Annotated in this window: 14 protein-coding genes; 6 read left to right on the top strand and 8 right to left on the bottom strand. The window is 61.4% G+C overall.

Translation table 11 applies throughout. From position 1 onward, the window contains the following. Positions 1 to 27: 27 nt before the first annotated feature. Positions 28 to 1578 (bottom strand): YifB family Mg chelatase-like AAA ATPase, encoded by a 1551-nt coding sequence (locus CYA_RS09530; RefSeq protein WP_011430837.1) that lies wholly within the window; start codon positions 1576 to 1578, stop codon positions 28 to 30. A gap of 208 nt (positions 1579 to 1786) precedes the next feature. On the opposite strand from CYA_RS09530, the gene CYA_RS09525 reads away from it, so the two are divergent. Next, entirely contained in the window at positions 1787 to 3661 is a 1875-nt protein-coding gene (locus CYA_RS09525; protein WP_011430836.1) for a peptidase M3, read from the top strand. A 121-nt stretch (positions 3662 to 3782) separates the two neighbouring features. On the opposite strand, the gene CYA_RS09520 is transcribed toward CYA_RS09525, so the two are convergent. Further along, a complete protein-coding gene (locus CYA_RS09520) occupies positions 3783 to 4220 on the bottom strand; it encodes a hypothetical protein (protein WP_011430835.1) in 438 nt (145 codons plus the stop codon). Between the two features lie 178 nt (positions 4221 to 4398). Here CYA_RS09520 and CYA_RS09515 point away from each other — a divergent pair, with 178 nt between their 5' ends. After that, the gene (locus CYA_RS09515) at positions 4399 to 4926 is read left to right on the top strand and encodes an adenine phosphoribosyltransferase (RefSeq protein WP_011430834.1); all 528 of its coding nucleotides are present in this window, start codon (positions 4399 to 4401) and stop codon (positions 4924 to 4926) included. Between the two features lie 12 nt (positions 4927 to 4938). On the opposite strand, the gene CYA_RS09510 is transcribed toward CYA_RS09515, so the two are convergent. The 3 genes from CYA_RS09510 to glyA form a co-directional block, all read right to left on the bottom strand. Beyond that, complete coding sequence (locus CYA_RS09510) at positions 4939 to 5508, bottom strand: hypothetical protein (RefSeq protein ID WP_206338311.1); 570 nt, start codon at positions 5506 to 5508, stop codon at positions 4939 to 4941. Positions 5509 to 5569: 61 nt separating this feature from the next. Then, positions 5570 to 6673: a glycosyltransferase family 4 protein gene (locus CYA_RS09505; protein ID WP_049749770.1), complete on the bottom strand. Its 1104-nt coding sequence runs from the start codon at positions 6671 to 6673 to the stop codon at positions 5570 to 5572. Positions 6674 to 6697: 24 nt separating this feature from the next. Next, on the bottom strand, positions 6698 to 8023 hold the full coding sequence (glyA, locus tag CYA_RS09500) for a serine hydroxymethyltransferase (RefSeq protein WP_049749769.1): 1326 nt from the start codon (positions 8021 to 8023) through the stop codon (positions 6698 to 6700). A 234-nt stretch (positions 8024 to 8257) separates the two neighbouring features. On the opposite strand from glyA, the gene psaM reads away from it, so the two are divergent. Next, the gene (gene psaM / locus CYA_RS09495) at positions 8258 to 8350 is read left to right on the top strand and encodes a photosystem I reaction center subunit XII (RefSeq protein ID WP_041438450.1); all 93 of its coding nucleotides are present in this window, start codon (positions 8258 to 8260) and stop codon (positions 8348 to 8350) included. Between the two features lie 159 nt (positions 8351 to 8509). Then, positions 8510 to 10933, top strand: coding sequence for an ATP-dependent DNA helicase RecG (recG, locus tag CYA_RS09490; protein WP_041439124.1), 2424 nt, complete (start codon positions 8510 to 8512; stop codon positions 10931 to 10933). Positions 10934 to 10947: 14 nt separating this feature from the next. On the opposite strand, the gene CYA_RS09485 is transcribed toward recG, so the two are convergent. Both CYA_RS09485 and CYA_RS14445 read right to left on the bottom strand, forming a co-directional pair. Then, positions 10948 to 11523, bottom strand: coding sequence for an RNA-guided endonuclease InsQ/TnpB family protein (locus tag CYA_RS09485; RefSeq protein WP_228375518.1), 576 nt, complete (start codon positions 11521 to 11523; stop codon positions 10948 to 10950). Between the two features lie 12 nt (positions 11524 to 11535). Further along, positions 11536 to 12481, bottom strand: a protein-coding gene (locus CYA_RS14445; RefSeq protein WP_148203201.1) for an IS630-like element ISSoc15 family transposase whose coding sequence is annotated in 2 segments (ribosomal slippage) — positions 11536 to 12142 and positions 12141 to 12481 — 948 coding nt in all. Because the reading frame shifts where the segments join, the coding sequence is not laid out codon by codon here. 356 nt (positions 12482 to 12837) lie between these two features. Between CYA_RS14445 and CYA_RS09470 the strand changes: the two genes are divergently transcribed. After that, positions 12838 to 13053, top strand: coding sequence for a DUF2949 domain-containing protein (locus CYA_RS09470; RefSeq protein ID WP_041438447.1), 216 nt, complete (start codon positions 12838 to 12840; stop codon positions 13051 to 13053). Beyond that, on the top strand, positions 13034 to 14128 hold the full coding sequence (mazG, locus tag CYA_RS09465; RefSeq protein ID WP_011430826.1) for a nucleoside triphosphate pyrophosphohydrolase: 1095 nt from the start codon (positions 13034 to 13036) through the stop codon (positions 14126 to 14128). Before CYA_RS09470 ends, mazG begins: the two co-directional genes overlap by 20 nt. Positions 14129 to 14310: 182 nt before the next feature. Here mazG and CYA_RS09460 read toward each other — a convergent pair whose 3' ends face one another. Next, entirely contained in the window at positions 14311 to 14730 is a 420-nt protein-coding gene (locus CYA_RS09460; protein WP_011430825.1) for a hypothetical protein, read from the bottom strand. Positions 14731 to 14816: the final 86 nt, after the last annotated feature.

Here is a 14816-nt window from a genome sequence, read left to right as displayed (position 1 = left end):
TCTGGGAGAGGGGCCGGGGGTGAGGGCTCAGGGCCGCCCGCGATCCAGGCTGCGATACTGGATGGCCTCGGCGAGGTGGGTGGGGGCGATGGCCTCGGCACCCTCCAGGTCGGCGATGGTGCGGGCCACCTTGAGGATGCGGTCGCTCCCCCGCGCAGACAGGCCCAGCTTTTGGATGGCGCTCTCCAAGAGTTTGCGACAGGGCTCGGACAGGGCACACCACTGCCGCAGGTGGCGGGGTTGCATCTGGGCGTTGCAGTGGATCCCTGGCTCGTTTTGGAAGCGCTGCCGTTGGCGCTGCCGCGCCTGTTCCACCCGCTGCCGCACCGCTTGGGAAGATTCGCCGCCCTGGAGGCGGACAATTTCTTCTGGCTTGAGGCGGTTGACCCGCACCTGCAAGTCGATGCGATCCAACAGCGGCCCGGAGAGCTTGGACCAGTAGCGCTCCCGCTGCTGCGGCGTACAGGTGCAGGGCTGAACGGGATCTCCATAGAAACCGCAGGGGCAAGGGTTGGTGGAGGCCACCAGGGTGGTTTGGGCGGGAAACTCCAGAGAAACGCGGGCGCGGGAGATGGTGACCTTGCCATCTTCCAAAGGCTGGCGCAGCACCTCCAACACCTCCCGCCGGAATTCCGTCAGTTCATCCAGGTACAGGACACCGTGGTGAGCAAGGGAGATCTCGCCAGGCTTGGGGTAGGGGCCACCACCCACCAGCGCCACCGCCGAAGCCGAGTGGTGGGGAGCCCGAAAGGGCCGCTGCGTAATCAGGGGAGTCTGGCGCCCCAGGTGGAGATTTTGCCGCAACAGGCCGGCTGCCGAGTAGATGCGGGTAATTTCCAACATCTCTTCCCACTGCAGCCGCGGCAAAATGCCGGGCAGACGACGCGCGAGCATGGTCTTGCCCGCTCCCGGGCTGCCCACCAGCAACAGGTTGTGGCCGCCGGCCGCCGCGATCTCCAGGGCCCGTCGGGCGTGCTCTTGCCCCTTGACATCGGCCAAATCCAGCAGGGGTTCCGTTTCGGTGGGCAGCATCTGCTCCCGCTGGATCCGCACCGGCTCAACTCCCTGGGGGTTTTGCAGCCAGCTCACCACTGCCGCCAAAGAGGGCAGCCCATACACCTGGATCCCTTGCACCAGCGCCCCTTCCGGGCCGTTTTCTCGGGGCACCACCAGGCGGCGGATCCCCATCTCGGCGGCGCTGGCGGCGATGGGCAAAACTCCCGCCACAGGACGCAGGGTGCCATCCAGGGCCAATTCCCCCAGCAGCAGGGTGTTGGCCAGCGCTTCCCGCTCAACTACTCCTGCGGCTGCCAGGATGCCGATGGCAATGGGCAGATCGAAGCTGGGGCCCTCTTTGCGCAGATCGGCGGGGGCCAAGTTGACGATGATCCGCCGCTGGGGCAGGGCAAAGCCGGAGTTCTTGATGGCCGCCCGTACCCGCTCTTTGGCCTCCTGAACGGCTGTATCGGGCAGCCCCACCAGGGTAATCTGGGGCAAGCCACCGCCCACATCCACCTCTACCGTGACCCCCACGGCCTTGAGTCCCACCAGGGCAGCAGCAGTGACCTGAGCAAACACTCCAGTTGCCTCCCCGAGGAAAGTCTTTAGCTTAATCCTGGCAGAAGTTTTGGCCTCTGCCCTGGCCAGGGATCCCTGCGCTCTGGCTGCAGGGGCTTGGGGAGAATGTCACAATCGTTTCAGGCTTTCCCTGCCCCTCAAAAGGGGGCACTCCCCTCAGCCGACAAGGCAATGGAGGGAGGGCCCTCATCGCTAGGAGGCTATCCCAGTGGTCTTTCCTACTTCCGACCCTCCCTTTGACCATTTTTCTGGCCCCGGGGAAGAGCCCATCCCAGCGTGGGATGAGCTGGAAGAGCAGGTACAGCAGTTTGCCCGCTGCTACCGAGGGCAAGTGGCCCAGCTCAGCCCACCAGAGCTGGGAAAGGCGCTGCAAGTCTTGTTGCAGCTAACACAAGCCCTGGCAGCTCACCTTGCAGAGGGCAGGGAAGGGATCCCGGCTACCCCTGTTCAGGCCCCAAGCTGGCGGGATCTGGAACGGGCTATCTCCCTGCAAAGCCACTTGCTCTTTTTCCCCCTGGAGCTGCAGTCCCTGTTGGCTGTCTCTCCCGACGAGCCTGCCGCCGAGTTGCCGCCCGAGCCAGAGGAGCGGCGCTTGGATCTTTTGGCTGCTGCCTGTGCCGATCCAGGGCTGCGCCCCTTTCGCCAGTTTCTGTGTGGCCTCCTCCAGCAGCGAGGTCACCAGCAGGCGGAGCCTCTGGAACGTCTACTCCACCAGCAGCGCCTGGCCGGACGCTTGGCCTGGCGGCAGTTGTGGCAAGTCACCCTTAGCTCCCCCGCTCTCCCCCAACAGCAGTCGACTGAAACCCTTGCCCACCTGCAGAGCCTGCAAACCCACCCCAGCGCTGAGATCCGCTGGGCGGCCTACCAGCGGTTGGGCCAACACCTAGAAGCCCATGCAGAGCTAGGGGGATTTATTCTCAGCGTCCTCATCCGCGACCACCTCTGGGAAGCCCAGTGGCGGGGCTACGATTCTGCCGCCGAGCTTTACCTGGCTCGCCATGGCCTCGGCCAGCCCTTTTGGGAGCAGCTGCTGGACGGGATCCGCGATCGCTTCGACCTGTTCCAGCGCTACTACCGCCTAAAAAGCCGCGCCCTGGGCCGTTCCATCCGTACCTGCGACCTCTATGCGCCCTGGGGGGATCCGGCTCCTCCCCTCACCGCCGCCGAGGCTACCTCCCTGGTCTGGGCGGCCCTGCAAGAGTTCTGCCCCGACTGTGCAGCCCAGGCCAAACCCTGGTTACCGGAAATCCGCTCCAACTTGGAAGCACCCGCCGGCAAGCCAGAGACGCCATCGTTAGGGGGTGAACCCCTCGCCTTGCTGCTGCAAGCCCTTGAAGCCCTCAGCCGGCGGCTCCGGCCTGAGGGGCCTCGGGTTTGGCTGGATCTGGAGGAGCTGCAAGGAACTATCCAGCCCTCCTGGGAAATTCGGGTGCACACCGCGTTTTTACAGCAGATGCTGCTCGACTACCTGCTGGAGGGGGCGCGGGGCACGCCGGCGCCACCTCGTCTCCGCGATCGGGGAAGCGGGCCGGAGGCCTTGCGCTCCGGCAGCCTTACCTTGGCCCAGGCCCTGTTGATTCACCACCTGGAGGCGCAGTTGCAAGCCGTGTTCTACCAGAGCTTGATTGCGCGGCTGGAGCTGCTCCTCTACCGGTCGGAGATCTCGCAAGGCGACACCGCTCCACTGGCCCCATCCGAGGCTGGCCCTACCTACTGGGTCGGCGAAGAGTGGCTGAAGCTGAGCCAGGAGCTGTGCGGCGATGCGGTGGAGCTGTTGCCGGAAGAGCAGTTCCGCTGGGTGGGGATGCCGGAGCTGTTTCTGCGCCCCTTCAGCGCCCCTCAGGTCAGCCTGGCCAGCCTGGTTGCCCTGGCCTGTTACCGCCAGTATCATCTGTCTCCGCGGACCTTTTTGCCCAGCTACCTGAATTGGCTGGCCAGCCCGCCCGGATCCCTAAGCTGGGCAGAATCGGCCCAGCTGCTCCAGGTGGAGCTAAGCGACCCAGAGGCAGTGTTGCAGGGGTTGGAGGAACTGGAGCATTGGATCGAGGTGCTGGAAGAGCTGCTGGAAGAGGATCAAAACTAGGGGACTGCGGCCAGCTGACCTTTGGCGTAGCGAGAAGGAGACAGCCGCGCCATCAACTGCCACGGCCGCAAGCGCGGCTCCGTCACTGAGGTGCTGGTCTTGTCAAAATAGCTGGCCCTGGCTACTCAATCACCACATTCTTGGGCGCGCCGTTCACCTCGGGGCGCCCCTGGTTGAAATTGGCCAAAAAGGTATCCGGATCCTTGAGGCTGAAGACCAGCTTTTTGCAGGGTACTTGCAGCCCCAGCGGCCCCAGCAGAGGGATGAAGAGGGTCTTTTCCTGCAGCAGCGGAATGGCAACCACCCCCTGGGTGCTGGTTACCGCGCCCACCAACCCCTGGAAATCGGTGCGCACACCCAGGCCGTAGAACCAGGGCCAGGAGAAGCGCTCCCCTCGTCCCAACTCGCTTAGAGAAAAGGTTTCGTTGAACAAGTTGCCCACCCGCACCATTAACTTGTCCTGCAGCAGATCGACGTATGCCGACTCGCTGCCCACCCCAAACAGAGCCAGCGGCAAACTTGCCAGGGGATTGGAGTCGATGGCCATGTAGTAGCGCATGGGAAATCTCCGAGTCACAAACAGAAAGACCAGGTAAGCCGCGGCTCCCAGCCCTGCTAATTATAAAAAATCTTCCCCGCTGCCGAACGGACAAAAAGGCATTCCATCTGCCCTTAAGCTAAGTGGGTATGATGGGTTGCGTTCTTTCGGCAAGCCACTGGCCAGCGAGGAAAACAGGATGGATTTGCGCGCCTTCATCCGCTTGGTGCCCGATTTTCCCAAACCCGGGATCCTCTTTCGCGACATAACCCCCCTGCTGCGGGATCCAGCAGGCTTTCGGGCGGCAATTGAACAGTTGGCTGCCGGTACTGCCACTATGGGATCCCTGGACTATGTGGTGGGCATTGAGTCGCGGGGGTTTATTCTGGGGGCTGCTTTGGCTCAGCATTTGGGGTTGGGATTTGTCCCGGTTCGCAAACCCGGCAAGTTGCCACCGCCGGTGCTTAGCCAAAGCTATAGTCTAGAGTACGGCCAAGACCAGCTGCAACTCCATGCCCACGCCCTGCGCCCCGGCGACCGGGTGGTGATCGTGGATGATGTCATCGCCACCGGGGGCACTGCTGCCGCCACCGCTCAGTTGGTGGCCCAGAGCGGCGCTGAGGTGGGAGGGTTTGCCTTTCTAATTGAGCTGGCTTTCTTGTCGGGCCGCAAGCTCCTGCCCCCTGAGATCCCCACCCATGTGGTGATGGTGGACGAATCCAACTAGGGGATCCACACCTCACCGCAGGCGCAGCGGCTGGCGGACGGCCACCTCTGTTGCTTTGGCTTTGGGCAGGGGTTGGGTCAAGTGGCTGAGCTGAGCCTGGGCCTGCAGCTGCTCCTCAATCCAGTCGGCCAGCTCCCGCATGTAGAGGGCCACATGGAGGGCGTGGTCGCGCCGCACTGGCTCCACCCCCTTTTCGGCGAGGCGGGCCAGGATAACCGGATCGCTGAGCTCTTCCAGGGCAGCAAAGTCCTCTGGCCGGTCAAACCCCAGCTCTGCCATCTTCTCAAACACATACCCCAGCCGCAGGCCCGTGGCCTGGCACCGGGCTTGCCAGGGATCCCTCAGGACAAAGGCAGCGGTGCGATAGGCTGTTTGGGCAATGGTGCGCCAAGTGCCGCGGTGGATGTGTAGGCTAAGCTGCTGCTGATTCCAGCCCAGGGCTTCTCGCACCAGCAGGCCGCAATTGCAGCGGGTACTATCCCGCCAGCAGTACTCGCGATCCCAAAAGCCCCAGTGCTGGGCCTGCAAGCGATCGGCGGTGCGGCGCAAAAGGGCCGCCAGCTCCGGTGTAGGACGCATCATCAAGGCGGCAGAGGAGATCCCTTCCAGTCTAGGCAGGCGGGCGGCTGGGAACAACCCAGGCTTAATCCTTTTTTGAATTAACTGAATCTGTTGCTTGAACCTGGGTATCTTCAGCAGCCAAAGACCGTTGCCGCTGACGGTGGCGTTGCCAGGCCCCCCAGCTTACTCCCGCCAACACCAGCGAGGCCCCGCCCAGATAGGTACTCCCTGCCGGCAGGCCGGCCAGGGCCAAGGCCAGGGATCCCCCCCAGAGGGTCATGGCGTAGATCAAGAGTACTGAATGCCGCTGCGACAGGCCGGCTTTGAGCAGGCGATGGTGCAAGTGGCCCTTGTCGGGATGAAAGGGGGACTTGCCTCTAGCCAGCCGCTTGAGGATCACGGCAGACATATCCAAAATCGGCACGGCCAGGATAAAAAACGGCAGGGCCACCGCCAGCGTGGTTACCCCCTTGGCCACCCCAATGACCCCGATCCCGGCCAGGGTAAAGCCCAGAAAGTAGGCTCCCCCATCTCCCATGAAGATCTGGGCCGGGTTGAAGTTGTAGCGCAAAAAGCCCAGGCAGGCCCCGGCCAAGGCTGCCGCCAGCATGGCCGCCGCCGGCCGATCCAGGAGCAGCGTTACCATCAGCATCACGACTGCTGCGATCCCCGACACGCCTGCCGCCAAGCCATCCAGGCCGTCCATGAAGTTGATGGCGTTGGCCATCCCCACCAGCCACAGCAGGGTAACCAGCAGGCTCAGCCATACCGGAAAGGGCCAGATGCCGATCCCCGGTAGGTTAATGAACTCGATGCGCACCCCCACTCCCCAGGCGGCGGCAGCCACCCCAAACTGCATCGCCAGGCGGGAAAAGGGCGACAACTGGAACAGATCGTCGGCCAGGCCGATCAAAAAAAACAAAACGCCGCCAATGGTTACCCCCCAGATCTCGTACTCCTGCTCGGTGCGCAAGCCGGCGAAGGCTCCGGCTCCCCAGAGCAAGAGTAGTGCCACCAGGTTGCCAAAAAAGATAGAGACCCCCCCTAGGCGCACCATCGGCTGCCGGTGGATCTTGCGCTCATCGGGAAAATCCAACTGGCCGCTGCGGATCCCGACCGCCTTCACCACCGGGGTTGCCCAGAGAACCACACAGGCAGCAGCCAAAAAGGCAACCAAGTAAGGCATGGCAAGCCGTAGCGAGGAGGGGGGTTATCCCAAGTGGGGGTAGAGCGGAAAACGGCGGCAGAGCTCGGCCACTCGCCGGCGACAGGCTTCGAGCACACCCGGATCCCCTGGCTGGAACAGGCAGTCAGCGATAATTTCCCCAATTTCCTCAAATTCTGCCGGCCCCAGGCCGCGGGTGGTCAAGGCCGGGGATCCCAGGCGCAGGCCGCTGGCCACAGAGGGCGGCTGCGGGTCAAAGGGGATGGTGTTTTTGTTGGCAGTAATGTGGATCTCTTCCATCAGGCGATCCGCCCGCTTGCCTGTCATCACTGGATCAGCAGCCCCGTTTTTCTCCAGCACTGCCGAGACCGAGCGCAGATCCAGCAACACCAGGTGGTTGTCGGTGCCCCCTGAAACCAGCCGGATGCCCCGCCGCTGCAGCGTTGCCGCCAGCGCCTGGGCATTGGCAATGACCTGGGCTGAGTACTGGGCAAAGCTGGGCTGCAGGGCTTCTCCAAAGGCCACCGCCTTGCCGGCAATGACATGCTCCAAAGGCCCCCCTTGGCTGCCGGGGAACACCGCCTTGTCCAGCTTTTTGCCCAATTCCGGGTCGCGGGTGAGGATCAGCCCGCCGCGTGGCCCCCGCAGCGTCTTGTGGGTGGTGGTGGTGACCACATCGCAGATAGGTACCGGGTTGGGGTGGTGGCCGGTGGCCACCAGGCCGGCAATGTGGGCGATATCGGCCATTAGATAGGCCCCCACCTCGTCGGCAATGGCGCGGAAAGCGGCAAAGTCAATGATCCGCGGATAGGCCGAGTAGCCGCAGATAATGAGCTTAGGCCGGTGCTGCCGGGCCAGATCCCGCACCTGGTCGAAGTCAATCCGCTCCGTCTGGGGATCCACACCATAGTGCACCACGCGGAACCACTTGCCGGAGACGTTCACTGGCGAGCCGTGGGTGAGGTGGCCGCCGTGGGCCAGATCCATGCCCATGATCGTGTCTCCCGGCTGCAGCAGGGCCAGGAAAACGGCAAAATTGGCCTGGGCGCCGGAGTGGGGCTGCACGTTGGCGTGGGCCGCTCCAAAGAGTTGCTTGGCGCGGTCGATGGCCAGTTGTTCGATCTCGTCGATAAACTCGCAGCCGCCGTAGTAGCGCTTGCCGGGCAGCCCCTCTGCATACTTGTTGGTCAGCACCGAGCCCTGGGCGGCCAGGACAGCCGGCGAGGTGAAGTTCTCGCTGGCAATCATCTCCAGGTGATCCCGCTGCCGGTTGAGCTCCTGCTGGATGAGGCGGTAGACGACGGGATCCGTTTCCGCCAAAATGGCCAGGTTGTCCCGGGGAGTGGTCAAGCTTTGCGGAGCGGCTACCATGGTGACGCCAAGAGCGAACGTTGCAAAGAACAAAGATCCAGAATTGCCCCGCTGTCGCGACAGCGTTGCGGAGCAACATCGTAACACGATTGGGGCCGGGCTGGGGGATCCCGCAGCGGCCAAACCCAGAGCCAAAGGCCGCTTTGTAAAGAATATTTTTAGGCCCCAGGTCTGGTCACCAGCCGGGGTAAAGTGAGGAGCAGGTTCACAGCACTGGGTTTTAGGGAGTTGGCTATGACCGACGCGCAAGTTTTCACCATCCTGGCCATTGCCCTGGTGCCGGCCGTGATGGCCGCGCTCCTGGGATCCGCCTTGGCCCGCAGCTAGTTTCCATCTGGAATAAGGTTGCTCTGGATCCCTGGGCCTGTCCTACAGAGCAGGCCCTTTTGAGTTGAGGCGCAGAGGCCGCGCCTGGGGCTCTTTGCCATTGGCTAAAGTTGGATTAGAGAGACTACCGGCAGCCGACCCAGAAGCAACTTGAGCCAGGTGGATCTACAGCGGCTTCAGCGCGCCCTTTCTCTAGAGGCGGAGTTGGGATTTACCGACCTGCGGGGGCGAGAGCAGACCTTCTCCCAGTTTTTGCAGAGCGTGTTTGGCCAGGATCCCCCTGCGGGTTGGACGCTGGATGGAGAGGAGCGACGGCGGTGGAAAGAACTGGGATCCCGCTATCGCCTCTACCCCCAGTTGGAGCTGGCGGAGCGGCAGCACCTGGTGGCGGAAACCCGCCGCTGGCTGGATCGGCTGCGTCGTCAGCAAGAGCAAGCCCAATCTGGCCCACCCAGCCCTGCTTTGCCCCCGCCCAAGGGCCTCAGCTTGGAGCAGCCGCTGCAATTTCTCAAGGGCATTGGCCCCAAGTCGGCGGAGAAGCTGGCACAACTGGGCCTGCACACTGTGCGCGATGCCCTCTACTACTTCCCACGGGATCACCTGGACTATTCCCGCCGGGTGCTCATCCGCCAGGCCAAGGTGGGGGAGACGGTCACCCTGGTGGGGACGGTGAAAAGCTGCAGTTGCTTTACCAGCCCCAAAAACCCCTTGCTGACCATCTTGAACCTCAAGATTGCCGACAAAAGTGGCATAGTCACCCTCAGCCGCTTCTACAGCGGGCGGCAATTTGCCCAGCGCAGTTGGCAGGCGGCCCTGGAGCGGCAGTACCCCAAGGGGGCAGTGGTGGCGGCCAGCGGCCTGGTGAAAAAGGGCCGCTTGGGCTTGACGCTGGACAACCCGCAACTGGAGGTGCTGGGGGGAGAGGGCGAGGATCCGGAGAGATTGGGCAAGATTCTACCCGTTTACCCCCTTTCAGAAGGGATCCCCGCCGATCTGGTGCGCAAGGCCGTCCAGCTCGCCCTGCCGGCAGCTGCCTTGGTGGAGGATCCCTTGCCGGAGCCCCTGAAGCGGCAGTTGCAGCTGTTGGACTTGCCCCTTGCCCTGCAGCAGATCCACTTTCCCAAGACGCAAGAGCTGCTGGCCCAGGCCCGGCGGCGGCTGGTGTTCGATGAGTTCTTCTACCTGCAACTTAGCCTCTTGCAGCGGCGGCAGCGCTACCGCGCCCAAGCTCAGGCTGTACCTCGCTACCAGCCGGCCAGAGGGGAGCTCTTGGATCGCTTCTACCAGATCCTGCCCTTCCAGCTTACTGCGGGCCAGCAGCGGGCCATCGATGAGATCCTGGCGGATCTGCGGGATCCCTTGCCCATGAACCGCCTGCTGCAGGGGGATGTGGGATCCGGCAAAACTGTGGTGGCGGTGGCGGCCTTGCTGGCGGCGATTCAATCCGGCTGGCAGGCGGCCCTCATGGCCCCCACCGAGGTCTTGGCCGAGCAGCACTACCGCAAGCTGGTGGAGTGGCTGAGCCAACTGCAAGTGCCCGTTGAACTCTTGACCGGCTCCACCCCCCCCGCCAAGCGGCGCGAGATCCTGCGGCAGTTGCAGACCGGGGAGCTGCCCCTAGTTGTTGGTACCCATGCCCTCATCCAGCCGGCGGTGCAGTTTCGCAACCTGGGCTTGGTGGTTATCGACGAGCAGCACCGCTTTGGCGTCGAACAGCGGGCTGCCCTGCAACAGAAAGGGGATCACCCCGATGTCCTGACCATGACGGCCACCCCCATCCCCCGCACCCTTACCCTGGCCCTGCACGGGGATCTGGATGTTACCCAAATTGACGAGCTGCCCCCGGGGCGCAAGCCGGTGCATACGGTGGTAGCTCGACCCGGGGATCGCCTGCAGGTGGTGCGGCTGATGGAGCGGGAAATTGCCCAGGGACGGCAGGCCTACGTGGTGCTGCCCCTGATTGAGGAGTCGGAGAAGCTGGATCTCAAGTCAGCCATTGAAGAGCACCAGCGCCTGCAGGAGAAGGTCTTCCCCCAGTTCCGGGTGGGCCTGCTGCACGGGCGCCTAACTAGCAGCGAGAAAGAGGCTGTCATCGAAGCCTTTCGCCGGCGGGAGCTGGATATCCTCGTCTCCACCACAGTGGTGGAAGTAGGGGTGGATGTGCCCAACGCCTCGGTGATGCTGGTGGAGCATGCCGAGCGCTTTGGCCTCTCCCAGCTCCACCAACTGCGGGGGCGGGTGGGGCGGGGATCCGACCAGGCCTACTGCATTCTAATGACGGGATCCCAAAGCGAAGAGGCCCTGCGTCGGCTAAAAGTCCTGGAGCAGTCCCACGATGGCTTTTTCATTGCCGAGATGGACCTGCGCTTCCGCGGCCCTGGGGAGGTGATGGGCACCCGCCAGTCGGGGCTGCCCGACTTTGCCCTGGCCAGCCTCATGGACGACCAAGAGGTGCTGCAGTTGGCCCGCCAGGCGGCCGAGCAGCTCATTGCCCAAGACCCGGAGCTGCAGCAGTGGCCCCGCCTGCGCCGCATACTGGAAGAACGCCAGGCCCGCCTGTTGGGGCCGGCTTTGTTGACGTGACATACTCCCGTCCCTCACCCTAAAGCGCTCCGCGCCGCTGACGCGAACGGGTAGAGGGCGGGCTTCTCGGTGACTCCTGCTACCGCATAGGACGTTTTCCGAGCTTTAAGAACAGGATGCCCCACCGCTCTGGATTTGATTACCCTTGCCGAGTTGTGGTCCCGTGACAGCCTTAGCCCACAGTAGGGGCAATCGTGCCACCTTTCGTGGAGTTTTTTGGGAACCACCTGACCACACCCGGAACACTCTTGACTTGTGCCGTTTGGATTCACTGCAATCGTTAACAGCCCAGCTCTTTCAGCCTTGACCTTAAGGATTTGCAGGAATTGTCCCCACCCGGCATCATAAATAGACTTGGCTAGTCTGGTTCTAGCCAGACCCCCAATAGTAAGCGCCTCATGAGCAATGTGCTTCCCCCTACTTAACAACTCCTTTGCCGTCTTGTAGTGAAAATCTTTGCGCTGGTTGGCTACCTTCTGGTGCGCTTTGGACAACCTCTTTACCGCTTTCTTGTAGCGGTTTGACCCTTTCTTTTTCCGGGATACGGCCCTTTGCAACCGCCTCAGCTTCTTCTCCGTCCGGCGATACAGCCTGTTAAGGGCTCAAGGGGTACAATAGCAGCACTTAGCAAACCAACTTCGGAAGGAGGATGGATTGATCAGTAGTAAAGAAGTCTTCACTATCTGCTCCATGCTATATTTCCCAATTCTGCAAAGCTGCCGAATAAAATGCTTCAACACCGACCACATCATCTCAATGGGATTCAACTCCGGCGCATACACAGGCAGGTATAGGATTCGTGCTCCTGTCCCCCTAATCAATTCCTCAACTTCCCGACTCTTGTGGATATTTAAGTTGTCCATAATCACAACCTTCCTCGCATCTAGCTTCGGACATAGCTCGCTTCTCAAAAACTCCAAAAAATCTCCTTTCTTCATCCCACCCTTGATGACACGACAGCCAACTACACCTCTCAAGGAAATAGCTCCAATAACCGTATACTTTTCACCCTTGTATCTTTGACGGTAATGATAAGCCCGTTGACCACGTAAACTCCGAGATACTCCCCGCTCCATTCCCTCCCAGACTCCCGTCTGGTCGATGGCAATCAAATCCTCGGCTGGAATATTCCTGACTTCTTGACTATAAGCTAGTCGTTCCCTTTGCACCTCCTCTTCTTTGACTTTTGCACTGCAGTAGGTCTTTTTTTAGAGTCATTCCTTGCTTTTTCAAGAAATTATGTATCGTGACGATGCTTACATTGATTCCTAAGCGCTCGCGCAACAGTTCTTGATACTGCCACAGGTAGAAGTCTGGGTGTTCTGTAATAATTGCCATCACTTCCTGCCGATGTTGTTCCAAAATGCCCACTCGCTTGGTGCCTGCTTTCTTAGGGGCTAAATCTTGAGTTTGTTGGTACTGACGCACCCAGCGGTGTACTGTTCTTTTGGTCACCATGAAGCGTTTAGCTACCTGGCGGATGGAGGTGTTACCTGCCTGGTAGGCTGCTACAACTCTTTGCCGCAAATCCAAAGAATGAGTCGGCATTCCTTTCTCTCCTTCCTCTTGAATACCTGTACCCTATTTTAAATTAAAAGGCTGTACTTTTCGTCGGGGAAAGAGAATCGGCTCATCAGGGCACTGTCAATCGGCAGCGAGCTTGCTATTATACATTGACCTCACTGAATCCATTTTTTGTGCTCTTGGATACAGAGATCCCATCTGTCCCGGTAACGGGAGGGATCGCCTGGCGGAGCTGCGCTCGGCAAACCTGGCTTACTGCCTCTTGGCTTAGTTGCCGGCCAGATCTTTGCGGAAGCTCTGTAAGAGTGTTAAGAATGATTACACTAGTCTGTCATCCTCTCAGTTTTCCCACTTGTCCTTCTCAGCGCTGTGAAACGACTATGCTAGATCCCATTCCCCCTCCTGTCCTTGAAGAATACCTGTTGGAAGCGGGCATCATTGACCGCTCGCAGCTGAGCTTGGCCAAAAAGCTGCAGCATCGCCAGCAGGGGCCGCTGCTGATGATCCTTTTGGAGCTGAGTTTCATCGATCTCGAGCAGCTCAGGCGCCTTCTGGATTTGGGCCGCACCTACGACCATGCTCCAAACGCTGGATAGCCTTGAGCCCGATTGGCAACAGCATCTGGCCCGCTGGTCTGCGGCTGGGCAGGGATCCCTGCTGCTGAAAAGTTGCGGGAAGAAGGATCCGGCGGAGCTGCGTCGTTTTTTACAGCAGGTCTGCGCCCCTGTCCAAGCGTTGACCTTGCTCACAGAAGACTTGCAGATAGTGGGCGGCCCCCTGACGCTGCAAAGCTGGGATCCGCAGGCCACAGGCTCTTTTGCCCATCTTTATCTGGAGCGCTCTGCGTCTGCACAGCACCTCAGCCGCTTGGCGGCAATTGTGGCTCAGTTGCGCGCCCCCGACGGCTGTCCTTGGGATCGCGCCCAAACGCCTGAGTCGCTCACTCCCTATATCCTCGAAGAAGCCTACGAGACGGTGGCGGCCATTCGGGCCGGGGATCCGGCAGCGATTGCCGAAGAGCTGGGGGATCTGTTGCTGCAGGTGGTGTTGCAATCCCAGATCTTTGCCGAGCGAAACCACTTCGACCTGGAAACTGTAGCCGCGCGGATTGCCGATAAGCTGATCCGCCGTCACCCCTATGTATTTGGGGAGGCTCCGCAGTCAGATAGTTCCAGCCTTTCTGAGTTGCACCGCTCCTGGGAAGACATCAAGCAGAAGGAACAGCCGCAGCAAACCCTCGGCCAGAAACTGCTCCACTACGCCGAAAGTTTGCCCCCCCTGATGGCCGCCCTGAAGATCTCCCAAAAGGTGGTGGGAGCAGGATTTGAGTGGCCGACGGTGGAGGGGATCTGGGCCAAGGTGCGCGAGGAAGAGGCCGAACTGCGCCGAGAGCTGGAACGGGATCCCCCTGACCCGGCGCGACAAGAAGCCGAGTTGGGGGATCTGCTGTTTGCTCTGGTCAATTTGGGCCGTTGGTATGGGCTGGATGCCGCACAGGCCTTGACCCAAACCAACCTGCGCTTTGCCCGCCGCTTTTTGCGCCTGGAAGAGCTGGCGCGGCAACCAGCAGAAGCGGCATTGCCTAGCAGCGGCCAAGCCTCCCCTCTCCAAAGACTCACCCTCGCGGAGTTAGAGGCCCTCTGGCAACAGGCAAAGCAGGAGCACCCCTAATCCCTTCATCTAGAAACCGCAGGAGACCCGCCCTGTACCCCCCTATATCCCCCCGCCCAGCCCCCCTCAATCCCCTCCGTATACGGGGGGAGTGGGGGGCAGGGGCAGGGGGCTGGAAGGGGGGCGGTCGGAGCCGGGTAGTTTACTTATGTCTGAACCGGGAGACCTGCCCGCGGGATCCCTCAGCGATTGTTAGGCAAATTCTGGATGGGAACGACCAGCTCTTGCACAGGCAGAGCCAGCGGTTGGGCGGTGTCGCCGATCAAGGAGCTGGATGGCACAGGAGGAGAAGAGGCTGGAACCTCGCCGACGGGGCGCAGTTGCCAGCGGATGATCTGCTCGCCGCGGTAAAAGGTCACCAGCAACTGATCCCCTTGCGGTTGGATCTGCCAGGTGCCGTCGCCGCTGGTAACCGAAATCTGCCCGCCGGAAAAGGGCGCATCCAACGCCGGCCCCGACTGCGTCCAAATGCGTCCGCCACCGGTTTCCAGAACTAGTTGCACCGTGGCCCCTTGCCCCTGACCGCTCAAGATCTGGCCAGTGCCACTCCAAACTTGGGTCTCTGTCTGAGCCACGGCGGGCTGCCCAAGCTGTAGAGCCATGAGCAACAGCCCTGCCCAGCTCCCCTGAGCTCGTAGTGCCCTCCTCCAACCAGGAGAGAGGAAAGAATAGCGAGAGAAAAAGGCCA

Origin of the sequence: Synechococcus sp. JA-3-3Ab (assembly GCF_000013205.1) — a bacterium.
Classification (GTDB): domain Bacteria; phylum Cyanobacteriota; class Cyanobacteriia; order Thermostichales; family Thermostichaceae; genus Thermostichus.
This window is presented reverse-complemented; position numbering and strand designations above follow the sequence as displayed.